Raw genomic sequence first — 23,958 nt, forward strand, 5'->3', positions numbered from 1 at the left:
AGCAGCCCGCCACGCCCCGGCCCAGCCAATCGCTGTTGCCTGCGCGACGCCCGCAGGCCACCGGCGGCCGATACCATGCAGGGCCTCAAAACCCGCTGCCAACAGACCCCACCCGGAGACAACCCATGCTCAAGCTTTGTGGCTTCGCCGCCAGCAACTATTACAACAAGGTCAAGCTCGCCCTGCTCGAAAAGGGTGTGCCGTTTGAAGAGGTGCTGGCCTGGGTGGGCGAGACCGACAAGGCCGCCAGCCCGCTGGGCAAGGTGCCCTACCTGCTCACCGAGCGGGGCCCGATGTGCGAGTCCACGGTGATCCTGGAATACCTGGAAGACACCTACCCCCAGCACCCGCTCCTGCCCGGCGACGCCTTCGCGGCGGCCAAGGTGCGCGAGCTGCTGCGCTTCATCGAGCTGCACCTGGAACTCGTGGCGCGCAACCTCTACCCCGAGGCCTTCTTTGGCGGCCAGGTGAGCGACGCGGCCAAGGAAAAGGTGGGCCAGCAACTGGAGAAGAACGTCGCCGCGTTCGCCAAGCTGGCCATGTTCTCGCCCTTCATCGCCGGAGAGAAGTTCACCCTGGCAGACGTCGCCGCCGCGGTCCACCTGCCGCTGGTCAGCAGCGCCACCAGGATCATCTACGGCCGCGACCACCTGGCCGATCTGCCGGTGCGCGACTACCTCAAGCGCCTCGGTGAACGGCCTGCGGTGCAGCGGGTGAACGCCGATCGCAAGACCAGCACCGAGCTGATGCTGCAGCGCGCCCGCGCCGCCAAAGCCTGAACCGCTTCGAGCTCCGGTGGCGGCTCAGAGGCCGAGCAGGCGAGCCACCTCGGCGCGCATGTCCTGCGCCCAGGTGCGCCGGTCGCGCCCCTGAAAACGCTGGGGTTCGCCGTAGTGCACCACCGCCTGCAGGCCGCTGGCGCGCAAGGTGCTCCAGAGGGAGGCCAGCAAGGTGGTGTCGCCGATGAACAGGGGGGCGTCGCTGCGCTGGCCGCTGGCGCCGTCGACAAAAGCCAGCGCCACCGGCAGCACCGGCGCATTGGCCGAGATCGCCGCCTGAAACAGGTTGGCATGGAACGGCAACAGCGCACGGCCGTCGCCCGTGGTGCCTTCGGGAAACACGGCGATGGTGTCTTGGGCACGCAGGCGTTCGGCCATCTGGTGCACCACGCGCATGGCGTCGCGCCGGCTCTCGCGCTCGATGTAGAGCGTGCCCACCCCGGTGATGAGCGCACCCAGCACCGGCCAGTGTTTCACGTCGGCCTTGGAGATGAAGCGCGCGGGCTGGGCCGCGTTCATCACCAGGATGTCGAGCCAGGAGACGTGGTTGGCCACCAGCAGCACCGGGCCGCGCGCGGGCGGCGTGCCGCGCACCACCAGCTCCACGCCCATGATGCGCAACATCTGGCGCGACCATTCGCGCACCAGCAACTCGCACTGCGCGGGCGTGAGCCGCCCGAACTCGCTGCGGATGGTCCACAACCCGCCCAATACGTGCACCAGCGCCCGCACCGCGCGCCACGCGGCCACCAGCGGGGACACGCGGGCGACGCTCACGCCAGCGCGTGGACCGCGGCGGCGCGGGCCGCCTCGTGGGCCACCTGCCCACCCACCAGGGTGGCGCGCACGCGCACCGGCATTTCATGGCCTTCGAACGGCGTGTGTTTGCCCTGGCTGCGCAGGCCCGTGGGCTCCACGCGCCAGCTGGCGTTGGGGTCGAAGACGCAGAGGTCGGCCTGGCCACCCACCGCCAACCGGCCCACGCTGTGCGCCAGCGTGCCCAGGCTGCTGCCCAGCACCGCCTGCGGGCCGGTGGTGAGCACGGCGAGCGCCTGCATCAGGCCCAGGCCGTCCTGCTGCGCCCACTTGCAGGCCAGGCCGAGCAGCAGTTCCACGGCGGTGGCGCCGGGTTCGGCCTCGGCGAACGGCAGCGTCTTGGCGTCGCTGTCGACCGGGTTGTGGTCGGACACCAGGGCGTCGATGGTGCCGTCGGCCAGACCGGCGCGCAGGGCATCGCGGTCGCGCTGCTGGCGCACCGGCGGCTGCAAGCGCAGCCGGCTGTCGTAGTAGCCGATGTCCACGTCGGTCAGGTGCAGGTTGTGCACGCTCACGTCGCAACTCACCGGCAACCCCTCGGCCTTGGCCTGGCGCACCAGGGCCAGACCGGCGGCGCTGCTGATGCGGCAGAGGTGCACACGCGCTTCGCTGCCTTTGCCGTGCACCGCGCGCAGCAGCTCGAACAGCGTGTGCAGCGCGATGGTCTCGGCCATCACCGGCACGCCGGCCAGACCCATGCGCGTGGCCAGCGGGCCGCTGGCGGCCACGCCCTTGCCAAGCCAGAAATCCTGCGGACGCAGCCACACGGTGAAGCCGAAGGTGGCGGCGTACTGCAGCGCACGCTGCAGCACCTGGTGGTTGACGATGGGCACCTCGGCCTGGCCAAAGCCGATGCAGCCCGACTCGGTGAGCTCGGCCATCTCGGTGAGCACCTCGCCCTGCAGGCCGCGCGTGAGCGCGCCCAGCGGGAACACGCGCGACTGGTGCAGCTTCTCGGCGCGGAACTTGAGCATGTCCACCAGGCCGGGTTCGTCGAGCACGGGTTCGGTATCGGGTGGGCAGACCAGCGCGGTCACGCCCCCGGTCACCGCCGCGGCCATCTCGCTCTCCAGCATGCCCGCGTGCTCCTGCCCGGGTTCGCGCAGGCGCACCGCCAGGTCCACCAGACCGGGCGCGACCACGCAACCGGTGGCGTCGATCGTGCGGTTGGGGTGGAAGTCGGCGGCCACGTTGCCGATGGCGATGATGCGACCCGCGGCGATCGCCACGTCGGCCATCTCGTCGCGGCCGGTGGCCGGGTCCATGACACGGCCGTTCTGAATCAGGATTTTCATGTGTGTGTCCTCATGCGTCGTGGCTGGCCACGATGCCCATCACCGCCATGCGCACCGCGATGCCAAACGTCACCTGCGGCAGGATCACGCTCTGCGGTCCGTCCACCACGGCGGAGTCGATTTCCACCCCGCGGTTGATCGGGCCCGGGTGCATCACGATGGCGTCGGGCTTGGCCCAGCGCAGGCGCTCGGTGGTCAGGCCGAAGCTCTTGAAATACTCCTGGCTCGACGGCAGCAGGGCGCCGCTCATGCGCTCGTTCTGCAGCCGCAGGGTGATCACCACGTCGCAGTCCTTGATGCCCTCTTCCAGCGTGTGGCACACGCGCACGCCCATCTGCGAAAGGTCGCCGGGCACCAGGGTGCGTGGGCCCACCACGCGCACGTCGGGGCAACCCAGCGTGGTGAGGGCGTGGATGTCGGAGCGCGCCACGCGCGAGTGCAGCACGTCGCCCACGATGGCCACCGAGAGCTGGGTGAAGTCTTTCTTGTAGTGCCGGATGGTGTACATGTCCAGCAGGCCCTGGGTGGGGTGGGCGTGGCGGCCGTCGCCAGCGTTGACCACGTGCACGTGCGGTGCCACGTGTTGCGCGATCAGGTAGGGCGCGCCCGACTCGCTGTGGCGCACCACGAAGATGTCGGCCGCCATCGCGGAGAGGTTGGCGATGGTGTCGAGCAGCGACTCGCCCTTGGCGGTGGAGCTGCGCGCGATGTCGAGGTTGATCACGTCGGCCGACAGGCGCGTGGCCGCGATCTCGAAGGTGGTGCGGGTGCGGGTGCTGTTCTCGAAGAACAGGTTGAACACGCTCTTGCCCCGCAGCAGCGGCACCTTCTTCACGTCGCGGCTGCTGACGCTGACGAAGTTGGCCGCGGTGTCCAGGATCTGGGTGAGGATGTCGCGCGAGAGGCCCTCGGTGGAGAGCAGATGGATGAGTTCGCCGTTTTTGTTGAGTTGGGGGTTGCGTGCCACGTTCAGGCTTCCTTCTTGTTTTCCACCACGAAGCTCAGGCGCCCGTCGTCGCTGCGCGCGAGTTCGAGCGTCTGCGTCACGGGCAATGCGACGGTGGCCGCACAGACCTTGGCTTCGATCGGCAGTTCGCGCCCGCCCCGGTCCACCAGCACCGCGAGTTGCACGCTGGCCGGGCGGCCGTAGTCGAACAGTTCGTTGATCACGGCGCGCAGCGTGCGCCCGGTGTAGAGCACGTCGTCGACCAGCACCACGTGGGCGCCATCGACTTCGAACGGCAGCACGGTCTGAGCGCTGATGGCCAGGCCACGCTGCGCGAAGTCGTCGCGGTGCATGCTGGACGAGATCACGCCGACGCTCCCGGGCAGGCCCAGGTCGCGCTGCAGACGCTCGGCCAGCCAGGCGCCGCCGGAGGTGACGCCGGCGAGGTGCAGCGGCTGCGGAGTCACCGCGATCAGGCCTTTGACGCCCTGAAGCAGGGTTTTGTAGAGTTGTTCGGCGTCCAGTTGCAATGCACTCAAGGCAGGCTCCTCAAAAACTGTTCCAGGATGATGCAGGCCGACGCGGCGTCGGCGTCTTTGGCGCCCAGGGCGTGTGCTTCGGTCGTGCTGTAACGCTCGTCCACCTCGAACACCGGCAGGCCATAACGACCTCGCAGCTGGCGCGCGAATTTCCGTGCCCGCGCGGTGTTCTCGTGCGCGGCACCATCGGGATGAAAAGGCACGCCCACCACCAGGGCGTCGGGCTCCCACTCCTTGAGCCGCAGGCTGATCTGCGCGAAACGGGCATCGCCCTCGGCAGCGATCGTGGCCTGCGGCGTGGCGGTGCGTGTGAGGCGGTTGCCGCTGGCCACGCCCGTGCGCTTGAGGCCATAGTCAAACGCCATGAAGGTCTGGCAAGCGGAGGCGTCGTCCGTCATGCGTGGCCCGCGTCGGGCGAGAGCATCCAGGGCTGCAGGCCCAGCAGGGCCATGGCGCGCACGTAACGCTCGGAGACCGGCACGTCAAAAATCAGGCTCGGGTCGGCTTCGACCGTGAGCCAGCTGTTTTCGGTGATCTCGGATTCGAGCTGACCCTGCCCCCAGGACGCATAACCCAGCGTGACGAACACCTTGCGCGGACCGGCGCCCGAGGACATGGCTTCGAGCACGTCCTTGGAGGTGGTCATTTCCAGCCCCCCGGGAATGGACAGCGTGGAGGCGTAGACCGATTCGCCGGCCCCGCCTTCCACGGCTTCGTGCAGCACGAAGCCCCGCTCGGTCTGCACCGGACCGCCCTGGAACACCGGCAGCAGGGCCAGGTCGTCGCGCCCCATGGGCAGGTCGACTTTTTCAAACAGCCGGGGCAGCAGGATGTCGCTGGGCTTGTTGATCACCAGCCCCAGGGCCCCTCGTTCGCTGTGCTCGCACATGAACACCACGCTGCGGGCAAAAAGCTCGTCGCTGAGGCTTGGCATCGCAATCAGGAAATGATTGGTCAGGTTGATGGGGGCAAAATCAGCGGACATGCGTTGATTTTAAGCCGCTGCCCCCGCAGCGCCCGGTCGTGCAGGCCCGCCCCCGTCCACCGCCATGAACACCTACGACAAAGGCCTGATGTGGTTCCGTCGCGATCTGCGCTGCGAGGACAACGCGGCGCTGTACCACGCGCTCAAGGTGTGCCGCCAGGTCTGGTGTGTCTTCGTCTTCGACACCGACATTCTGGACGCCTTGCCCCGGGCCGACCGGCGCGTCGAGTTCATCCGCGAGTCGCTGGTCGAGCTCGACACGGACCTGCGCACCCTCGGGCAGGCCAACGGCGCGCAAGGCGTCGGCCTGATCGTGCTGCATGGCCAGGCCCGCCAGGCCATCCCCGCGCTGGCCCGGCGGCTGCAGGTCCAGGCCGTGTTCGCCAACCACGACGACGATCCGGCGGCGCTGGCGCGCGACGCCCAGGTGTTTGGCGATCTGGCCCATGCCGGCATCCTGTTGCACAGCCACAAGGACCACGTGATCTTCGAGCGGCGCGAGCTGCTGACCCAGGCCGGCCACCCGTTTGGCGTGTTCACGCCCTACAAGAATGCGTGGCTCAAGCAGCTCGATCCGTTCCACCTCAAGGCCTACCCAGTGGCGCGCTACGCCGCGACGCTCGCGCCCGTGCCAACCGAATGGGCGGTGCCGGTGCCGCGCCTGTCGGACCTGGACTTCGAGACCACCAACCTCGCGCAACTGCCCGTGCCCACCGGGTCCAGCGGTGCGCGTCAGCTGTTCAGCGATTTCCTGCAGCGCATCGACCGCTACGACCAGGCGCGCGACTTCCCCGCCGTCAAAGGGCCCAGCTACCTGAGCGTGCACCTGCGCTTTGGCACCCTCTCCGTGCGGCGGGTGGTTTCGGTGGCCCACCGGATGCATCTGCAGGGGATCGCCGGGGCGAGCACCTGGCTCTCGGAGCTGATATGGCGCGACTTCTACCACCAGCTGCTGGCCAATTTCCCGCAGGTGGCGGACCGGGCGTTCAAACCCGAATACGACCACATCCGGTTTGAGCGTGGCAAACATGCGAAGGAACTGTTCGCCACCTGGTGCGAGGGCCGCACCGGTTACCCCCTGGTGGATGCGGCCATGGCGCAGATCAACCAGACCGGCTACATGCACAACCGGCTGCGCATGGTGGTCGCGAGTTTTCTGATGAAGGACTTGGGGCTGGACTGGCGCTGGGGCGAGCGCTATTTCGCCGAACACCTGATCGACTTCGACCTCGCCGCCAACAACGGCGGCTGGCAGTGGGCCAGCTCCAGCGGCTGCGACGCGCAACCCTGGTTCCGCATCTTCAACCCCGTCACGCAGAGCGAGCGTTTTGATCCCCAGGGCAAGTTCATCCGGCGCTATCTGCCGCAGCTCGCCGAACTGCCCGATGCGGCCATCCACGCGCCCTGGCAGGCCCGCGAGCTGGAGTTGTCCGCCGCGGGCGTGGAGCTGGGCAAGACCTATCCGCTGCCGGTGGTCGATCACGCCGAGGCGCGCGAGCGCACGCTGCTGCGGTATGCGGTGGTGAAGAAAAAAGAACCCCCACGCTCTGCCGCTGCGCGGGTCGCTGCCCCCCGAGGGGGCTGATCCACCTTGGGGCGGCCCGGCGGTGGATCGTCGGCCCCCCACGCTCCGCCGCTGCGCGGGTCGCGGCCCCCTGAGGGGGCTGATCCACCTTGGGAGGATCAGCCCATCAGGCTTCGGCAGCGATCTGCGTGTAGTGCGCGATCAGCGCCAGCAGCTCGTCTTCGGAGTATGGCTTGCCCAGGTAGTGATCCACACCCAGTTCGCGCGCGTGTTCGCGGTGTTTCTCCGCAATGCGCGAGGTGATCATGATCACCGGCAGATCGGACAGGCGCGGGTCGCTGCGGATGTTGCGCACGAGGTCGAAACCGTCCATGCGCGGCATTTCGATGTCGGACAACACCACGGTGGGGCGTTCCTGCTGCAAGCGTTCCAATGCCTGCAGACCATCGGCGGCCATCGAGACGCGGTAGCCTTCGCGCTGCAGCAAACGCTGGGTCACCCGACGCACGGTGATCGAGTCGTCCACCACCAGCACCAGCGGCACGGCGCTGAGCGCCGCGTCCACGGGGGTCGAGGTCTCGCCCACCACCTGTGGGGTCTGGCGCTGCTGCTGGGCGATCCACTCATGGACCTGGGTGCCGTACACCGTCGCCAGGGCCACCGGGTTGTAGATCAGTGCCACGGCGCCCGAGGCCAGCACCGACATGCCGGCCAGACCGGGCAGACGCGAGAGCTGCGGCCCGAGGTTCTTGACCACCACTTCCTGGTTGCCCAGCACCTGGTCCACGTGCATGGCCACGCGCTGCGCCGCGCTTCGGAAGATCACCACCGGCAGCGTGCGACCCTTGGTCTCCTGCGACTGCGCGGAAGACTGCAACAGGGCACCGGCCCAGTAGAACGGAACCTCTTCGCCCGCCACCGTCAGGCTGCCCTTGGCATAAGCCTCGCCCAGCTCGGTGCTGGAGAGACGGCGCACCACCTGCACCAGGTTGGAGGGCACGCCAAAGGTGAGCCCGCCAGCGCGCACCATCACCACCTGCGTCACCGCGGTGGTCAGGGGCAGCACCAGCTTGAAGCTGGTGCCCTGGCCGGCGCGGGTGCTGGTCTCGATGCGGCCGCCGAGCGCCACCACGTCGTTGCGCACCACGTCCATGCCGACACCCCGGCCCGCCAGCGATGTGATCTCGCTCGCCGTGCTCAGGCCGGGTGTGAAGACCAGGTGGGCGGCTTCGTCGTCGCTGAGCTGCGTGCCGGCAGGCACCAGCCCCTGGGCCACGCCTTTTTCGCGCAGGCGGGCCAGGTCAAGCCCGGCGCCGTCGTCACGGAACACCACCGACACGTCGTTGAGTTCCTGGGCCAGGTGAATCTCGATGTGGCCTTCGGCCGCTTTGCCCAGCGCCAACCGGGTTTCGGTCGGTTCGATGCCGTGCACCACGCTGTTGCGCAGCAAGTGCTCAAACGCGGCGGTCATCCGGTCGAGCACGCCGCGGTCCATTTCGATGTTGCCGCCCACGATGTCCAGCCGCACCTGCTTGCCGGTCTCCTTGGACGCCTGTCGCACCACGCGGTACAGGCGCTCGGAAATGCCTTCGAACTCCACCATGCGGGTGCGCAGCAAGTCGCGCTGCAGTTCGCGGGTCTGGCGCGCCTGGGCCACCAGGCTGTCTTCGGTGGCCTCCACCGCGCGTTGCAGGTTGCGCTGCACGGTGGCCACGTCGTTGACCGACTCGGCCATCATGCGCGTGAGTTCCTGAACCCGGGTGAAACGGTCGAATTCGAGCGGGTCGAAGGACTGGTCGGCGTCGCGTGCTTGAGCCAGGCGCGACTGCATCTGGGTCTCGGCCTGCAGTTCGATGTCGCGCAGCTGACCGCGCAGACGGTCCAGGTTGCCCGTGAGGTCCTTGAGCGAGCCGCGCAAGGTCACGAGTTCGGACTCCATGCGCGAGCGGGTGATCATGACCTCGCCGGTCTGGTTGACCAGCCGGTCGAGCAGCTCCGGCCGCACACGCACGGCAGCTCCGGCCCGCGCCTGCAACAGCGCCGGCACCTGCGGCAGGGTCATCCCGGCCAGTCCCTCCGCGGGACCCGTGGGCGCGGCGTCAATGGGCAACGCCATCGGAGCGGCTTCGGGCACCGCGTCACCCGTCTCATCGGGCGGCGCCTGTTCGGGCGCCCGCTGAATCACATCCTGCGGTTCGGCGTCGGTGCGACGCAGCACGTCAAAACGGGCGCTGATCGCGTCGAACGCGCTCTGCAGCGGCTCAAGGTCGGCACTGCGTTCGACGTCGGACCCCAAACGCTCGGCCGCCGTCTCCATGCGGTGCGCCATCTCTCCCAGGCGCAGCGCACCGGCCAGGCGGGCGCTGCCTTTGAGGGTGTGCAGATTGCGCAACACTTCGGAGCGTGCGCTGCCGTTGTCGGGGCGCGCCACCCACTGGCGCAAGGCGCCGCCGAGCCGAGGCAACAGTTCGAGCGCCTCGTCGGCAAAGATCGGAAAAAGATCGACGTCGATCGTGTCCAGGGCATCGATATCGTCGTCGATGTCCTGCACCGGGCCCGCAGCGGGACCGGTCGATTCGTGCAGGCCACCGAAACCGGTGCTGGGTTCGCTGAACGCGGCCACTTCAACGCCGGCAGGCGCCTGCATCGGGGTGGGTGTGTTCGTCGGCGGGGCCTCAAAAAGCGGATCGGACTGCGCCTCGGGCACTTCGGGGGGCAATCCCTCAGGTACAGGCTCGTGCACGACGCGGTAGAGCGCTGCCATCAGCTCGGGGGTGGGCTCCTTGAGGAAACCGGCCGCGAACTGGTGCAACAGCCGGCGAATGTCTTCGGAAGCGTCAACGAACAGCTGCGCCTGTTCGGCGCTGGCGGCCCAGCCTGCTTGCTGGTGCTGGCCGATCGACTCGATCGCGTGCTCCAGCGCGCGGGCGATGTCGGACAGCGACTGGAAGCCCACGGTGGCCGAACTGCCGGCCAGCGAATGCGCCAGTGCCTCGGCCTGGTCCGGCACCGGCTGGTGGCGCTCCAGCGCCCACTCGGCCAGTTCGGTGCACAGGCGGCGCGACCACTCGTCGGCCTCATTGAGGTAGACGTTGTACAGCTTGATACCGATGCGCAGGTCCCCAATGACCCGGATCTGTTCGTCTGAAGCACCCGGAAAGGACTCCTCAACAGTCTCGACGACCTGGGGTTCCGCGCCCTCATCCACCACCGGTGGCTGCAGGCCATCGGGCGGCATTTCCGCATGGGCTTCAGCCTCTGGCATCGGGGGAGCCTCGTCCTGAACGACAGCCAGCCCGGCATCATCAGACACCGGCTCGGCCTGTGCTTGCGGCGCGTCGCGGGTGTCCAGATCGAAGTCGGCGTCGAGCGTGATGGACTCGACCTCTTGCGAAGGGCCGGTTTCGGTGTCCAGATCCAGAGAGAGACCGTCAAACAGGGCCGACACCTCATCGGACGAGGGTGACGGGAGGGGAGCAGGATCAACCGGGGCCGGCTCCACCTCAAGATCCGAGTCGTCCGTGACCACCACAGGGGCGGCCTCGGCTTGCGCGCTGGACGACGCGGCCATCAGACTGTCGAAGTCGATCTCTTCGAACATGGATGGCAGAGGGGCGTCACCTGACGCGTCGGCGTTCGGTTGATCGGCATCCAGCGTGGGGGCATCCGCGAACGGCGCGGCGTCGGCAAAATCGACCTCCGCAGACGCGGGCACCAAGCCTTCAACACCCGCGGGCGTCTGCCCCTCGGAGGGTTGGTGCGACGTGCCATCCAGGTTCATCACCTCAGCCAGGGTTTCGGCTTGAGCCAGCTCGGGCAGTGCGATCTCGTCGATGGCGGAAGCGGTCTCGACCACGGTCGCTGCGGAGGCAGGTTCGGCCATCCCGTCGGATTCGACGCGTTGCACGGCCTGCGGCAACGCCAGTCCCAGATATTGCGCCTGGTTGCGCCAGGTTTCGGCGCTGGCACGGAACGGCCCTGCGCTCCAATGGGTGTCGCGCCGGTCCGCGATGTCCTGCACCCAACGGGAGAACGCGGCCATCGCCTCACCCGCCAGCCGGAGCATGTCGGCATGGGCTCCACGCTGCTCGGCCAGCACGGCATTGAGCATCTGCTCCATGGCCCACGCCGCCTCGCCGAACTCGTTCAGGCCCACCATGCGTGAGCTGCCCTTGAGCGTGTGGAACGCGCGCCGCAGCGTGGTGAGGTGCTCCAGATCGGCGGGGTCGACCCGCAGATGTTCCACCGCATCGAGTCCGTTGGCCACGACCTCGCGGGCTTCTTCCAGGAAGATGTCGAGCAGATCGTCTTCTTCGTTGTCCTCGGCCATCAGGGCGTTGGGCACCGGAGCTGCCACGGGAGCGGATGCCTGCGACAGGTCCACCAGCGCCTGTGCGCCGGCGCTGGCGCTGTCACTGACCACCGCCTGGGCCGCGTCGCGCGCGGCGCGTGCCACCCCGGGCTGTTCGGCCAGCGAGGCTTGCGTGGCCAGCGTGTCGAGCTGCCGGCTGAGATCGACCAGGGCCACCCCGTCCTGCACACCGTCGACCACCCGCTGCACCTCGGCATTGATGGCCTGGGCATCTTGATGGGCCGGTGGCTTGGAAGCCTCGGAACTGAGCGTACGACCCATGAGCGGCAACAGCTCGCCCTTGGCCTCGTCAAACACAAACAGCTTCTTGGCCAGCGCGGGCTGGTAGTTGAGCATGTCCACCAGGAAGCTCAACGCGCTGAGGTTGTTGCCCAACTGCTGGAAGGTTCCGGCTTCGCGGGCCATGGTCTCGTCCACCTCGGTGTCCAGGATCTGGTCCACCGTGGCCCGCATCCGCGCCACCGTCTGCACCGCCTGCTCCAACCCGAGCACCGAAAGCACGCCACGCATCTGCGCGAGCTGCGACACCGCCACGTGCAACCCGCCCTTTTCGTGGGGGGTGCGGAAGAACTGGTCCAACGACTTTTCAGCCTCGCCCAGCGACACCTTGAGCTCGCCCACCACACTGCCCATGGTCTGGCGATCGCTCACGCGGCGGTAGAGTTGCTCCATCCAGGCGTCCAGCGGTTGCGCGGGCGCACCCGCCAACACGCTCTCCAGACGCGCGGCCAGCGCCTGGGTGCGCTCGGTCATTTCGCTGTCGTTGGGGTCGAAATCCTCAAAAGCAGCTTCCAGGTACAGGGTGGTGGTCGCCACCTCCATGGCCAGTTCGGGCCTGACGCCGCCGGCATCGCGCGCCGACTGCTCGGCCGTCTTGAACAAGGCCTGCGCCAGCACGGTGCTGGCCGGATGGAGCTTGAGCAGGGAATCGCCCACCAGACCAAACTGGTCGGCCACCTGGCGGGCCCGGCTCGCATCCCCACCCGAAAAGAGCGACCAGGCTTCTTTCGCGGCATGGATGCGCTTGCGTGCCTGGGTCAACAGCGCCGGGTCAAAACGCCCCAGCGTCGCCAGGTGGTAGTCCACCGGCTTGGTCGCGCCCAGATCAAATGCCTCACGCACCGCCACGAGGTGAGGCGCTTTGCCTGGCGTGGCGCCATCAGCCTGGGCACAGAAAAACAGCAGGTCGTGCAACAGGGTCTCGGACACCTGGTTCTGACCCCGGGCGAGCGTGGCGAACTGCAGCAGGATGCGCGAAGCCGCCCGCTTGACATACACATCCACCGGCAACAGGCGCTGGGACAGGGCCTCGAAATAGGCCGCGGCCACGCTCCAGAAAGTCCGCACCCGGGCCTCGGTGGCGCCGGCGGACAGCCCCCCGCTGAGTCTGGCCAGTTGCTGTGCGGCGGCGGGGCTCTGGGTCTTGACCACCAGCAACACCAGCCGGTCGAACAACAGGCGCTGGGGGGCATCGCACTGCGACGCGGACGCGCCCTTCGGGGCCTCGACCACCACACTACGCTGATCGAAAGGCCACAGATCGGCAGGGTGCACACGCTCTGCGCCAGCCAGTTCCTGAACCTCCCGGTACTGTGCAAACAGCGCCACAGGCTGGACCGGTTTGTTGTTGAGCACCGCCTCCAGGTATTCGATCAGGGCGAAACTGGCCCGTTCGACCTTGCCCGCGGCCTCATCGTTGCACACCTGGGGACGCTGCACGAAACGTTGCACCGCGGCTTCCATCGCCCGCAACACCTGGGCCGGCGCAAGCAGGCCCACCATTTCCAGGGCACCGACCGCCTGGTGCAGCTGCTGGCGGGCGATCCGCAGCGAACCCGGGTCCACCGCCTCCAGGTCGTCGCTGCGGGATCGTTCCGTCTCGCGCACGAAGCGCTTGATGGCCTTGTTGGCCGCGTCGAGCGACTTGCGCAACTCGTCGAACACCCAGGCCAGCGGACCGAGGTCGGCGAGCGGGGCATCCGTCTGCAAACTGTCGGCGGTGGTGTCGAGCATGATCATCAGTCAGGTTGGTGCACAGACGCGGGAGGGCTCTCAGGCGATCTTGAACCGCGACACGGACTGACGCAGTTCTTCGGCCATGGCGGAGAGTTCACGCACCTGCTGGGCCGTCGAACGCGTGCCTTCACCGGTCTGCTCGGTCACGGCAAAAATGTGCTGGATGTTGCCGGCCACCTCGTTGGCCGACTCGGCTTCGCGTGAAGTGGCACTGGAGATCTGCTCAATCAGTTCGGCCAATCGCCGCGACACGCGGTCGATTTCGGACAGCGCGGTACCGGCGTTGTCGGACAGCTTGGCTCCTTCGACCACACCCTGGGTGGAGCGCTCCATGGCGGCCACCGCGTCCTGGGTGTCGGTCTGAATCGCCTTCACCAGCGCCGCGATCTGGCGCGTGGCGTCGGCCGACCGTTCGGCCAGTCGCTGCACTTCCTCGGCCACCACCGAGAAGCCCCGACCGGCTTCACCGGCGGAAGCCGCCTGGATGGCGGCGTTCAGGGCCAGCACGTTGGTCTGTTCGGTAATGTCCGAGATCAGTTCGGTGATTTCACCGATCTCTTGCGAAGACTCACCCAGCCGCTTGATGCGCTTGGAGGTTTCCTGGATCTGGTCGCGGATGGCGTTCATACCGCCGATCGCGTCCTGCACGGCCTGCAGACCCGATTCAGCGGCTTGCAGAGAAGTCCGTGCCACCGAGGCCGATTCCTGCGCCTGTCCCGACACCTGGTTGATGCGTTGCGCCATGTCCAGCACGGACTGGCCGGTTTCACGAATCTCGCGCAGCTGCTCGGTGGACGCCGCCAGCAGCTCGGTCGAGGTGCTTTCCACCGCGGACGTGGTCTGCGCCACCCGGGTGGCCGTGGCCTGTACGTTGCCCACCAGCGAACGCAGCTCTTCCACCGTGTAGTTCACCGAGTCGGCGATGGCGCCGGTGATGTCCTCGGTCACGGTCGCTTCCTGCGTCAGGTCGCCTTCGGCCACCGTCTGCAGTTCGTTCATCAACCGGAGAATGGCCGCCTGGTTGGCGTCGTTCACGCGCTTGGCATCCTGCTCCAGCGACTCGGCCGCCTGGCGCTGACGCTCAGCCACCCGTTGGCGCTGACGGCTGTCCTGCAGCTGCACATAGGCCAGACCACCCGCACAACCCAGCGCAAAGACCGCAGACAGCAGCAAGACGGCGATTTCTGCGCCGCCCAAACCGGAGCGGGAAGACAGGCTCGCCTGGAGCTTGCCCAATGCCAATCGCAAAGGTTCGCTATCGGCAATGATGCCGGCCTGCGCCTCCCGGGCCGACACCAGGCCCTGCAGGTTGCCCAGAATCGCGCCGGCTTCGGTGCGGGTCTGTTCGTACATGGCCAGCAGGGCTTCCAGCCGTTCACGCACCTGTTCGTCCTTGGCGGCGGCAAGGCGCAACTCCTCACTGCCCTTGAGCAAGCCGTCGGCGATTTCCTTGAAGGTGTTCAAGTCCTTGCCCAACAGGAACACCGCCTCAGGGCTCACACCCTCCATGGTCAGGAATTCGTTGGCCGACTTGCCGATACGCTGGGTCAACATCACCAGCTGGCCAGACGCCGAAATTTCGGCCGCTGGCGCGTTTTGCTGCAGCTTGAGGGACGAGACGGTTTCGGCGATTTCCAGCAGGTCGGAAGACTGCCGGTTGATCGTGCGCAGGGCGTCGCCCACCTGGGTCAGGATCTTCTGCTGCGCGAGAATGGCGGCGGCGTTGTCGTGCGCACGCTGCACCACCGGGGTGAGTTCACTCAACTGCGGCTGGAGTTCGGCCGCCAGCGGGACAAGATCCGCGCCATGGGCATGACTGTCGCCTGCGCCATGTTCTCCGCTGGCACCCAAACGAAGCGCAGCAACGTTGTCAAACAGCACCTCGGCACTTTGATCCACTTCCGGGAAAGCCGATGCACTGCCGATCAAGGCCTGTGACGCGCTTTTGGCCAATCGTTGCGACTGCATCAGCGCGTCACCGGTGGCAGCCACCTGCACACTCAGGTTCTGGGTTTGATTCAGCACAAAGAATGTCACCGCGCCCAACACCACCAGGCCAAACGCCAGCAAGGTGGCCAGGGTTCGCTGGTGCTGTTCGGCCAGGCGACGGCCCAGCAAGGGCAGCGACACCATCCCCGCATCGGAAGGGTTGTCGTCGTCCGGAAGCCGGCTTTCTGGGAGGTCACCCGCCGCAGAGTCCGGCGCGAGCCGTGCGGCGGCCAGATCGGCGATGTCCTGGTCGATGGAATCGCCCAGGTCGGGTTCGGGTTCATCACCAGCTTTTTTCTTGAACAGTCCCTGGAATCGATCAAGCATGGCCATGAGAAAACCTTCCAACAGAAAACAACATACGGGAAACCGGTATTGGCCGACGGCGTTCGGCCATCAGGCGGCGATGGCCAAAAATTCAGACTCACCCGCCAAGGCCTGAAGATCAAGCTCCTGCCACAGCTGGCCCTGGTGGTCGATCAGACAACGGGTGAAATAAGCGGGAGCATTCTCGGGGTTGGACCCCAGCGCACTGAACATGGCCGGGTTGCGCAGGCCCAGCAGGCGATCGATCCAGAGCACGGCATTGACACCCAGCGCAGCATGCAGACTGACCAGCCGCGATTCGGAAGACACGCGGTCCCCACTGGTGGCAGGCGCGAGCGACCGGTTCAGCAAACGCGCCAGATCCACCACACCGTGCAGGCCACCCCGCAGGCTGGCCACCCCGGCGTACCAGGGCTTGGTGTAAGGCACGGACTGAATGGGGGACCAGGGGAAAATCTCGCCCGCCTGGACCAGCGGTATCAGGTAGCGCTGCCCGCCCGCTTCCACGGCCAGCCAGGAGGCTGTCGCAGCTTCGGTTTTCGCGGCAGACAGACGTTGCGCCAGTCGTTCCTGCAGATCCTTGAGTGACTGTCGGTTGGTGGCCATGCTGAGTAAGGTTCGGGGCGCGTGCGGTGGTGTCGAGCCTGGCGCTTAACCCAGCGCCCGAATCTTGGAAATCAGCTCTTCGGTATTCACCGGCTTGGTGACGTAGTCACGAGCACCCTGACGCATGCCCCAGACACGATCGGTCTCCTGGTTCTTGCTGGTGCACATGATGATGGGGATGTGGGAATACTGCGGGTCCCGCGCGATCGCCCGGGTCAACTGAAAACCATTCTGACCGGGCATCACCACGTCCATCAGAATCAGTTCCGGCTTTTCCTCGCCGAGCCGACGAAAGGCCTCTTCGGCATTCTCGGCGGTGCGCACGCTGTAGCCGTTTTTGATCAACAGGTCCGACAAAACCATCAACTCGGTCTTGGAATCATCAACAACAAGCACTTTATGTATGGGCATCATGCAGCTCCGGTGAGGTGGGCGCCGAACTGCTGCACCGCGTGCAGCAACTGGTCTTTGGTGAAGGGTTTGGTGAGGTAGTCCTGGGAACCGACCATGCGTCCGCGAGCCTTGTCGAACACGCCGTCTTTGGAAGACAGCATCACCACAGGAATGCTCGCGAAGCGGGCGTTGCGCTTGATGATGGCACAGGTCTGGTAGCCATCCAGCCGCGGCATGAGGATGTCGCAGAACACCAGATCGGGCTGGTAATCGTTGATTTTGGCCAGTGCGTCGAAGCCGTCATCAGCCAGCAGGACTTCATGCCCGCCCTGCTTGAGGAAGATCTCCGCACTGCGGCGAATGGTATTGCTGTCATCCACCACCAGGACTTTCAGCGCGGGTGTCGTGCTCACGGTTGTGTCGCTCCAGTTAGGGTGTCAGGGCTTGGGCACACGCAACTGTTGTGCCACGGCATGGTCGACCTCAGATCTGCACCATTTCAAAATCTTCCTTGCGTGCGCCACACTCCGGGCAGGTCCAGTTCATGGGCACCTGCGACCAGGGCGTTCCCGGTGCGACACCATGCTCGGGAGCGCCAGCAGCTTCGTCGTAGATCCAGCCGCAGATCAGGCACATCCAAGTCTTGGTTTCGCTCATGGTTATAGGGGCCATTGTCATAGAATGCAATCATTGTATCGAGCCCCATGAGGCCTCCTCAGGCCATCAGCCGCTGGTTTTCCCCATGTGCGCGGACCGCCGATCCTGCATCAGCACCCGGCCCTGACCCCACACCACCCTCATGCCCGACACCCCTGACACCTCCACGCCCACCTCGCTTGAGGCCCTGGGCGAAACCAGCCTGCCCTGCGTGATGGTGTTCAACGCCAACGATCCCAGCGGGGCAGGCGGCCTGAGCGCCGACATCACGGCCATGTCCAGCGCATCGGCCCATGTGCTTCCCGTGGTGACGGGTGTCTATGTGCGCGACACCAGCGAAATCCACGACCACATCGCCCTCGATGAGGAGGCCGTCACCGACCAGGCACGCTGCTCGCTGGAAGATGTGCCGGTGCAGGCGTTCAAGGTCGGCTTCGTGGGCAGTCCGGAGAACCTCAGCGCGATCGCCGGCATCACCACCGACTATGCGGAAGTGCCCGTGGTGGCTTACATGCCCGACCTGTCGTGGTGGGACGAACTGGCCATCGAAACCTACCTGGACGCCTGCGTTGAACTGTTGCTGCCGCAGACCACCGTGTTGGTTGGCAACCACAGCACACTGTGCCGATGGCTGCTGCCGGAGTGGGAAGGCGACCGCCCGCCCAATGCCCGCGAGGTCGCCCGTGCGGCCGCCGTGCACGGCGTGCCCTACACGCTGGTGACCGGCTTCAACGCCGCCGACCAGTATCTAGAGAGCCACCTGGCCTCACCTGAAACGGTGCTGGCCTCGGCCCGCTACGAACGCTTTGAAGCCACCTTCAGTGGCGCTGGCGACACCTTGTCCGCCGCGCTGTGCGCCCTGATCGCCGGGGGGGCCGACCTGCAGGCGGCCTGCGCCGAGGCGCTGACCTACCTCGATCAGTGCCTGGACGCGGGCTTCCAGCCCGGCATGGGCCACGCCGTGCCCGATCGTCTGTTCTGGGCCCACGAAGACGACGAAGAGGGCGAAGGCCAGGCGGGAGACCCCTCCCCCGACAGCACGCTCGACGTCGATGATTTTCCGCTGGACACCACCAGACATTGAATCTTCCCCCAACCATGACCGACCGCAACCAAGAACTGTTTGACCGCGCCAAAGCGCTGATCCCCGGCGGCGTGAACTCGCCCGTGCGCGCCTTCCGCGCCGTGGGCGGCACGCCCCGCTTCGTGCAGCGCGCCCAGGGCGCGTATTTCTGGGACGCCAACGGCCAGAAGTACATCGACTACATCGGCTCCTGGGGCCCGATGATCCTGGGCCATGGCCACCCGGCCGTGCTGGATGCGGTGCAGAAAGCCGTGCTGGAAGGTTTCTCCTACGGCGCGCCGACCGAGCGCGAGGTGGAGCTGGCCGAAGAGATCATCAAGCTCGTCCCGAGCATCGACATGGTGCGCCTGGTGAGCTCGGGCACCGAAGCCGGCATGAGCACGATCCGCCTGGCGCGCGGTGCCACCGGCCGCAAGAAGATCATCAAGTTCGAAGGCTGCTACCACGGCCATGCCGACGCGCTGCTGGTGAAAGCTGGTTCGGGCCTCGCCACGTTTGGCAACCCGACCAGCGCCGGCGTGCCGCCCGAGGTGGTGCAGCACACCATCGTTCTCGAATACAACAACGTCGAACAACTCGAAGCCGCGTTCACCGAACACGGCCCTGATGTGGCCTGCCTGATCATCGAACCGATCGCCGGCAACATGAATTTCGTGCGCGCGAGCGTGCCCTTCATGAAGCGTTGCCGCGAACTCTGCACGCAGTACGGCGCGCTGCTGGCGTTCGACGAGGTGATGACGGGCTTTCGCGTCGCGCTCGGTGGCGCACAGAGCGTGTACGCCCAACTGATCCCCGGCTTCGAGCCCGACATGACGGTGATGGGCAAGGTGATCGGTGGCGGCATGCCGCTGGCCGCCTTTGGCGCCAAGCGCGCGGTGATGGAACAGCTCGCTCCGCTGGGCGGTGTCTACCAGGCCGGCACGCTGAGCGGCAACCCGGTGGCCACGGCCTGCGGTCTGGCCACGCTGAAGGAAATCCAGAAACCGGGCTTCTATGAGGCGCTCTCAGCGACCACGCAGTCGCTGGTGAGTGGCCTGACCTCCGCCGCGGCGGCCGAAGGCGTGACCCTGTGTGGCGACGGTCAGGGCGGCATGTTCGGCTTCTTCCTGTTCGATCAACTGCCGCAGAACTACGCCAAGGTCATGACCACCGACGGCCCGCGTTTCAACACCCTGTTCCACGGCCTGCTGGACCGCGGCGTGTACATCGCCCCGGCGCTGTACGAAGCCGGTTTCGTGAGCGCAGCGCACACCGCGCAGGACATTGCGGACACCGTGGCGGCGGCGCGGGACGTGTTCAAGCTGCTGGGGAAATAAGCGCTTTTGCGCGGCCTCCAAACGGCCGGCTTTGTCCGGCCGTTTTCTTTGGAATCGTTGCGTTTCTCGCCAATACCTAGCGCCAGGTGGATGGTGGAGCTGCCGTTCTCCGGCTCACCTCGCGGGCGGCGGCTTCTGGTGCGCCAACATGGGTTCGTCAACGGCGCCGCCGGCACGCCGGCTCAGTGGCAACCGCGAATGGAGCCTGCGCCCGTCAGCCCGCACCACCCACCTTCAAATGCGCGTGGGCACTCCCGCAAACACCCGTCCCGGCACCCCAAGGTATTTTCTGTTGACGCACCCACCCGTCAGCGGGGCAGGGGGTTGGGGCAGTCCGGTCGCAGGCTCCATTCGCGGTTGCCCCAGACATCGAGCGCCCCTCCGGCGTTCACGAAGAAACAGAAGCAGACCCGAACAGCCGCCCGCGAGGTGAGCCGGAGAGCGGATGCCCCGACCCCCTGCCCTCCCACCGTGCAGGCGAGAAGCCCCACACTTGAGAAACCGCCGCAGAAAAAGAAAAGAACTCCGAAGAGCCCTCACCCCAACCCTCTCCCGGGGGAGAGGGAGCAAGGCACTTCTCACGAAGCGCCCGATGGTTCAATGACGGAAGTGGCGCACGCCCGAATAGACCATCACCACACCACGCTCGTTGGCCGCGTCGATCACTTCCTGATCGCGCATCGAGCCGCCGGGCTGAATGACGCAGGTCGCGCCCGCGTCCACCACCACGTCCAGCCCGTCACGGAACGGGAAGAAGGCGTCGCTCGCCACGGCCGTTCCCTGCAGGCTCAGCTGGGCGTGTTCGGCCTTGATGCTGGCGATGCGGGCCGAATCCAGGCGGCTCATCTGGCCGGCGCCCACGCCCATGGTCATGCCGTTCTTGCAGAACACGATGGCGTTGGACTTCACGAATTTCGCCACCTTCCACGCGAACATCAGGTCCTGCAGTTCTTCGGGCGTCGGTTGTTTGACGGTCACCACCTTCAGATCGGCCAGTGCCAGTTCGTGGTTGTCGGCGGTCTGCAGCAGCAGGCCCGACCCCACACGCTTGGACTCGATGGCGTTGCGGCCCTGCTCCCAGTCGGTCTTGCCGCCGGCGGGCAAGGCGATCTTCATCAGACGCACATTGACCTTGGCCTTGAAGATCTCCAGTGCGTCGGCACTGAAGTCGGGCGCCATCAGCACCTCCACGAACTGCTTGCTCACGGCCTCGGCCGCGGCTTTGTCCACCGGGCGGTTGAAGGCGATGATGCCGCCGAAGGCGCTGGTGGGGTCGGTCTGGAAGGCCTTGGAATAGGCTTCAAAAGCGTTGGCGCCCACGGCCACGCCGCAGGGGTTCGCGTGCTTGACGATCACGCAGGCCGGGGTGTCAAAGCTCTTGACGCATTCCCAGGCCGCATCGGCGTCGGCGATGTTGTTGTAGCTCAGCTCCTTGCCCTGCAGTTGCACGCCCGTCACCAGCGAGCCGGGCGCGGGGTAGAGGTCGCGGTACAGCGCGGCCTGCTGGTGGCTGTTTTCACCGTAGCGCAGGTCCTGCACCTTGATGAAATGGCCGTTGGACTGACCAGCGAACAGGGCGCGCTCGGGCACGTAGGACTCGCCCAGCTTGTCTTCTTCGAACTTCACGCTGGAGAGGTAGTCGCTGATCGCGCCGTCGTATTGGGCGATCCGGTTGAACGCGGCCACGGACAGTTCAAAACGCAGCTTGTCGCTGAGTTTTCCGCTGGCATTGAGTTCGGCCACCACGGCGGCGTACTGGCTGGCGTCGGTCACCACGCCCACGTCCTTCCAGTTCTTGGCCGCGCTGCGCACCATGGCCGGGCCGCCGATGTCGATGTTCTCGATCGCGTCTTCCAGCGTGCAGCCTGGCTTGGCCACGGTGGCCTCGAACGGGTAGAGGTTGACGATCAGCAGGTCGATGGTGTCGATGCCGTGCGTCTTCAAGGCCGCCATGTGCTCGGGCACATCGCGGCGCGCCAGCAGGCCGCCGTGCACCTTGGGGTGCAGGGTCTTGACGCGGCCGTCCAGCATCTCGGGAAAGGCCGTGACTTCGGCCACTTCGGTGACCGGCAGGCCTTTGTCGGCCAGCAGCTTGGCGGTACCGCCGGTGGAGATGAGGGACACGCCCAGGCCGTGCAGGGTCTGGGCCAGTTCGACGATGCCGGTCTTGTCGGAGACGGAGATAAGTGCGCGCATAGGGAGCTTTGGGTGGGGAAGTTTCAAATCGGTTTTACATCACACCGGAGCGTGCCCCGCACCGCTTGCAACAGCCCCAACCGGGAAACACCGCGGAACCGGCTTCGCCGGGCCGCTGGTGTTGCCCCCTTGAGGGGGTAGCGCGAAGCGCTGCGGGGGTGTTTCGCAATCAATCAATCAGCTTGTGCTCCAGCAGCTTCTTGCGCAGGGTGTTGCGGTTCAGGCCCAGCCATTGCGCGGCGCGCGACTGGTTGTTCTGCGACTGCTGCATCACGACTTCGAGCAAGGGCTTTTCGACCGCCTTGACCAGCATGTCGTGCAGGCCGGCCGGGTCGGTGCCGTTGAGATCGCGGAAATAGTCTTCCAGGCTGGCACGAACACAGTCGTGCAGGTTGTGGTTGCTCATGCGGCCAGTTTCCAGTTTTCTTCTTGGGGGGTTGTCTCGTCGGTTCCGGCGGCGGCCCAGGCATCGAAGCTGTCGCGCACGCAGGCCAGTTGTGCCTGCGCGCTCGCCAGGGTGTTGATGTGCCCGCGGAACAGCGCGGCCGCGCCGCTGGGCAAGGGCAGCGCCTGCGCGTACCAGCCCAGGTGCTTGCGCGCGCTGCGCACGCCGGTGAATTCGCCATACAGGCTGTAGTGGTCTTCCAGGTGATCGAGCAGCCAGGCCTTGACCTCCAGCAGGTCGGGCGGCGGCAGTTCTTCACCGGTGGCCAGATAGTGCGCGATCTCGCGGAAGATCCAGGGCCGGCCCTGCGCGGCACGGCCGATCATGATCGCGTCGGCGCCGGTGCGCTGCAGCACCTCGCGCGCCTTCTGCGGGTTGGTGATGTCGCCGTTGGCCACCACCGGGATGCGCACCCGGCTCTTGATGTGGGCCACGGTGTCGTGTTCGGCTTCGCCCTTGTAGCCCTGTTCGCGGGTGCGGCCATGCACGGTCAGCATCTGCACCCCGGCGGCTTCAGCGGCCAGCGCGATGGTCGGCGCGTTCCGGCCGTTGACACACCAGCCGGTGCGCATCTTGAGGGTGACCGGCACACCGTGCGGCGCGGCGGCGGCCACCACGGCTTGCACGATCTCCAGCGCCAGGGTCTCGTCCTGCATCAACGCAGAACCGGCCCATTTGTTGCAGACCTTCTTGGCCGGGCAGCCCATGTTGATGTCGATGATCTGCGCGCCGCGGTCGATGTTGTAGCGCGCGGCGTCGGCCATCATGGCCGCGTCGGTGCCGGCGATCTGCACCGCGATGGGCCCGGGCTCGCCGCTGTGGTCGGCGCGGCGCGAGGTCTTCAGACTGTCCTGCAGGTCCGGGCGCGAAGTCACCATTTCGCTCACCGCGTAGCCCGCCCCGAGCCGTTTGCAGAGCTTGCGAAACGGCCGGTCCGTCACCCCCGCCATGGGTGCGACGAACAGGGCATTGGGCAGGGTGTACGGACCCAGTTGCATGGCGGTGGGAGAATCGGGTGGAACTGCGGTGGAGGCCCGCGCGCCGGACTTTTCCGGGCAGGAAGGAAGGGCATTGTATCTGCCTGTTTTTTCAGCAGGCGATATCCTCTCGCCCCACCGCGGCGCCGGCCGCTTTCACACCCGCTTCATGCCCGACTGGCTCCTGTCCCTGCTGCACCTGCTGGCCCTGCCCGAAGTCGGTCTGGGCACGATTTTCGTGGTGGCGTTCGTCTCGGCCACGCTGCTGCCGCTGGGGTCCGAACCCGCGGTGTTCGCCCTCATCAAACTCAACCCGGAGTTGTTCTGGCCCGCCATTGTGGTGGCCACAGCGGGCAATACCCTGGGTGGCGCGGTGAGCTGGTGGATGGGTTACGGCGCGCACAAGGCGGTGGACAGAGCACGCCACGGCACGCCCACCCACCTGCGCGCCGTGGACTGGCTGGAACGCTTCGGCCCCAAGGCCTGCCTGCTGTCGTGGCTGCCCGGCGTCGGCGACCCGCTGTGCGCCGTTGCGGGCTGGCTCAAGCTGCCGTTCTGGCCGTGCCTGGCCTGGATGGCGGTGGGCAAGTTCGCGCGCTACCTGACCATGACCGTCGCCCTGGTCTGGGTGTTCCCCGGGGGACTCTGAGCCGTGCGCTCCCGGCGCGATCGCGTCGATACTGCGCCTGTCCCTG

At 66.7% G+C, this 23,958-nt stretch carries 20 protein-coding genes; 5 read left to right on the top strand and 15 right to left on the bottom strand.

The window, feature by feature from the left end:
• Positions 1-125: 125 nt before the first annotated feature.
• The gene (locus AC07YZ_RS09755) at positions 126-779 is read left to right on the top strand and encodes a glutathione S-transferase family protein (protein WP_226491601.1); all 654 of its coding nucleotides are present in this window, start codon (positions 126-128) and stop codon (positions 777-779) included.
• A gap of 24 nt (positions 780-803) precedes the next feature.
• Here the strand turns inward: AC07YZ_RS09755 and AC07YZ_RS09760 are convergent, their stop codons facing one another.
• Genes AC07YZ_RS09760 through AC07YZ_RS09785 form a run of 6 tightly spaced genes read right to left on the bottom strand, consistent with a single transcriptional unit; the run spans position 804 to position 5,360 of the window.
• On the bottom strand, positions 804-1,556 hold the full coding sequence (locus tag AC07YZ_RS09760; protein WP_226491600.1) for a lysophospholipid acyltransferase family protein: 753 nt from the start codon (positions 1,554-1,556) through the stop codon (positions 804-806).
• Complete coding sequence (locus AC07YZ_RS09765) at positions 1,553-2,890, bottom strand: dihydroorotase (protein WP_494794605.1); 1,338 nt, start codon at positions 2,888-2,890, stop codon at positions 1,553-1,555. Before AC07YZ_RS09765 ends, AC07YZ_RS09760 begins: the two co-directional genes overlap by 4 nt.
• A gap of 10 nt (positions 2,891-2,900) precedes the next feature.
• The gene (locus AC07YZ_RS09770) at positions 2,901-3,863 is read right to left on the bottom strand and encodes an aspartate carbamoyltransferase catalytic subunit (protein WP_226494657.1); all 963 of its coding nucleotides are present in this window, start codon (positions 3,861-3,863) and stop codon (positions 2,901-2,903) included.
• Positions 3,860-4,375, bottom strand: coding sequence for a bifunctional pyr operon transcriptional regulator/uracil phosphoribosyltransferase PyrR (gene pyrR / locus AC07YZ_RS09775; RefSeq protein WP_494794606.1), 516 nt, complete (start codon positions 4,373-4,375; stop codon positions 3,860-3,862). The genes AC07YZ_RS09770 and pyrR overlap by 4 nt, the downstream gene beginning before the upstream one ends.
• Positions 4,372-4,773, bottom strand: a complete 402-nt coding sequence (gene ruvX / locus AC07YZ_RS09780) for a Holliday junction resolvase RuvX (protein WP_226491597.1) — start codon at positions 4,771-4,773, stop codon at positions 4,372-4,374. Before ruvX ends, pyrR begins: the two co-directional genes overlap by 4 nt.
• On the bottom strand, positions 4,770-5,360 hold the full coding sequence (locus AC07YZ_RS09785; RefSeq protein ID WP_226491596.1) for a YqgE/AlgH family protein: 591 nt from the start codon (positions 5,358-5,360) through the stop codon (positions 4,770-4,772). Before AC07YZ_RS09785 ends, ruvX begins: the two co-directional genes overlap by 4 nt.
• A gap of 64 nt (positions 5,361-5,424) precedes the next feature.
• Between AC07YZ_RS09785 and AC07YZ_RS09790 the strand changes: the two genes are divergently transcribed.
• Complete coding sequence (locus AC07YZ_RS09790) at positions 5,425-6,945, top strand: cryptochrome/photolyase family protein (protein ID WP_494794607.1); 1,521 nt, start codon at positions 5,425-5,427, stop codon at positions 6,943-6,945.
• Between the two features lie 106 nt (positions 6,946-7,051).
• On the opposite strand, the gene AC07YZ_RS09795 is transcribed toward AC07YZ_RS09790, so the two are convergent.
• The 6 genes from AC07YZ_RS09795 to AC07YZ_RS09820 all read right to left on the bottom strand — a co-directional run bounded on the left by AC07YZ_RS09795 (position 7,052) and on the right by AC07YZ_RS09820 (position 17,245).
• Complete coding sequence (locus AC07YZ_RS09795; RefSeq protein WP_494794608.1) at positions 7,052-13,270, bottom strand: hybrid sensor histidine kinase/response regulator; 6,219 nt, start codon at positions 13,268-13,270, stop codon at positions 7,052-7,054.
• 39 nt (positions 13,271-13,309) lie between these two features.
• Positions 13,310-15,595 carry a methyl-accepting chemotaxis protein gene (locus AC07YZ_RS09800; RefSeq protein WP_226491593.1) on the bottom strand — a complete coding sequence of 762 codons (2,286 nt, stop codon included), beginning with the start codon at positions 15,593-15,595 and terminating at the stop codon, positions 13,310-13,312.
• Between the two features lie 63 nt (positions 15,596-15,658).
• Positions 15,659-16,195 carry a chemotaxis protein CheW gene (locus AC07YZ_RS09805; RefSeq protein WP_226491592.1) on the bottom strand — a complete coding sequence of 179 codons (537 nt, stop codon included), beginning with the start codon at positions 16,193-16,195 and terminating at the stop codon, positions 15,659-15,661.
• A 45-nt stretch (positions 16,196-16,240) separates the two neighbouring features.
• On the bottom strand, positions 16,241-16,606 hold the full coding sequence (locus AC07YZ_RS09810) for a response regulator (protein WP_226491591.1): 366 nt from the start codon (positions 16,604-16,606) through the stop codon (positions 16,241-16,243).
• Positions 16,606-17,001 (bottom strand): response regulator, encoded by a 396-nt coding sequence (locus tag AC07YZ_RS09815; protein WP_068167268.1) that lies wholly within the window; start codon positions 16,999-17,001, stop codon positions 16,606-16,608. The genes AC07YZ_RS09810 and AC07YZ_RS09815 overlap by 1 nt, the downstream gene beginning before the upstream one ends.
• Positions 17,002-17,071: 70 nt before the next feature.
• Positions 17,072-17,245 carry a rubredoxin gene (locus tag AC07YZ_RS09820; protein WP_084235834.1) on the bottom strand — a complete coding sequence of 58 codons (174 nt, stop codon included), beginning with the start codon at positions 17,243-17,245 and terminating at the stop codon, positions 17,072-17,074.
• 142 nt (positions 17,246-17,387) lie between these two features.
• On the opposite strand from AC07YZ_RS09820, the gene thiD reads away from it, so the two are divergent.
• Positions 17,388-18,329: a bifunctional hydroxymethylpyrimidine kinase/phosphomethylpyrimidine kinase gene (gene thiD, locus AC07YZ_RS09825; RefSeq protein WP_226491590.1), complete on the top strand. Its 942-nt coding sequence runs from the start codon at positions 17,388-17,390 to the stop codon at positions 18,327-18,329.
• Between the two features lie 14 nt (positions 18,330-18,343).
• Complete coding sequence (gene hemL / locus AC07YZ_RS09830; RefSeq protein ID WP_494794609.1) at positions 18,344-19,645, top strand: glutamate-1-semialdehyde 2,1-aminomutase; 1,302 nt, start codon at positions 18,344-18,346, stop codon at positions 19,643-19,645.
• Positions 19,646-20,242: 597 nt separating this feature from the next.
• Here the strand turns inward: hemL and purH are convergent.
• From purH to dusB, 3 genes are all read right to left on the bottom strand, one after another.
• A complete protein-coding gene (purH, locus tag AC07YZ_RS09835; RefSeq protein ID WP_494794610.1) occupies positions 20,243-21,841 on the bottom strand; it encodes a bifunctional phosphoribosylaminoimidazolecarboxamide formyltransferase/IMP cyclohydrolase in 1,599 nt (532 codons plus the stop codon).
• 169 nt (positions 21,842-22,010) lie between these two features.
• Positions 22,011-22,247, bottom strand: coding sequence for a helix-turn-helix domain-containing protein (locus AC07YZ_RS09840; RefSeq protein ID WP_226491587.1), 237 nt, complete (start codon positions 22,245-22,247; stop codon positions 22,011-22,013).
• Positions 22,244-23,284, bottom strand: coding sequence for a tRNA dihydrouridine synthase DusB (gene dusB, locus AC07YZ_RS09845; protein ID WP_226491586.1), 1,041 nt, complete (start codon positions 23,282-23,284; stop codon positions 22,244-22,246). The genes AC07YZ_RS09840 and dusB overlap by 4 nt, the downstream gene beginning before the upstream one ends.
• 148 nt (positions 23,285-23,432) lie before the next feature.
• On the opposite strand from dusB, the gene AC07YZ_RS09850 reads away from it, so the two are divergent.
• Positions 23,433-23,912, top strand: coding sequence for a YqaA family protein (locus tag AC07YZ_RS09850; RefSeq protein ID WP_226491585.1), 480 nt, complete (start codon positions 23,433-23,435; stop codon positions 23,910-23,912).
• Positions 23,913-23,958 lie beyond the last annotated feature (46 nt).

The organism is Hydrogenophaga sp. GW101-3F08 (genome assembly GCF_059424585.1).

Bases quoted from the DNA above. Each gene is read 5' to 3' on its own strand.
- AC07YZ_RS09820 (WP_084235834.1), bottom strand. From the start codon at position 17,245: ATGAGCGAAACCAAGACTTGGATGTGCCTGATCTGCGGCTGGATCTAC.
- dusB (WP_226491586.1), bottom strand. From the start codon at position 23,284: ATGCAACTGGGTCCGTACACCCTGCCCAATGCCCTGTTCGTCGCACCC.
- AC07YZ_RS09840 (WP_226491587.1), bottom strand. From the start codon at position 22,247: ATGAGCAACCACAACCTGCACGACTGTGTTCGTGCCAGCCTGGAAGAC.
- AC07YZ_RS09800 (WP_226491593.1), bottom strand. From the start codon at position 15,595: ATGGCCATGCTTGATCGATTCCAGGGACTGTTCAAGAAAAAAGCTGGT.
- AC07YZ_RS09810 (WP_226491591.1), bottom strand. From the start codon at position 16,606: ATGCCCATACATAAAGTGCTTGTTGTTGATGATTCCAAGACCGAGTTG.
- AC07YZ_RS09795 (WP_494794608.1), bottom strand. From the start codon at position 13,270: ATGCTCGACACCACCGCCGACAGTTTGCAGACGGATGCCCCGCTCGCC.
- AC07YZ_RS09850 (WP_226491585.1), top strand. From the start codon at position 23,433: ATGCCCGACTGGCTCCTGTCCCTGCTGCACCTGCTGGCCCTGCCCGAA.
- AC07YZ_RS09790 (WP_494794607.1), top strand. From the start codon at position 5,425: ATGAACACCTACGACAAAGGCCTGATGTGGTTCCGTCGCGATCTGCGC.
- AC07YZ_RS09755 (WP_226491601.1), top strand. From the start codon at position 126: ATGCTCAAGCTTTGTGGCTTCGCCGCCAGCAACTATTACAACAAGGTC.
- hemL (WP_494794609.1), top strand. From the start codon at position 18,344: ATGACCGACCGCAACCAAGAACTGTTTGACCGCGCCAAAGCGCTGATC.
- AC07YZ_RS09765 (WP_494794605.1), bottom strand. From the start codon at position 2,890: ATGAAAATCCTGATTCAGAACGGCCGTGTCATGGACCCGGCCACCGGC.
- thiD (WP_226491590.1), top strand. From the start codon at position 17,388: ATGCCCGACACCCCTGACACCTCCACGCCCACCTCGCTTGAGGCCCTG.
- AC07YZ_RS09805 (WP_226491592.1), bottom strand. From the start codon at position 16,195: ATGGCCACCAACCGACAGTCACTCAAGGATCTGCAGGAACGACTGGCG.
- AC07YZ_RS09785 (WP_226491596.1), bottom strand. From the start codon at position 5,360: ATGTCCGCTGATTTTGCCCCCATCAACCTGACCAATCATTTCCTGATT.
- purH (WP_494794610.1), bottom strand. From the start codon at position 21,841: ATGCGCGCACTTATCTCCGTCTCCGACAAGACCGGCATCGTCGAACTG.
- ruvX (WP_226491597.1), bottom strand. From the start codon at position 4,773: ATGACGGACGACGCCTCCGCTTGCCAGACCTTCATGGCGTTTGACTAT.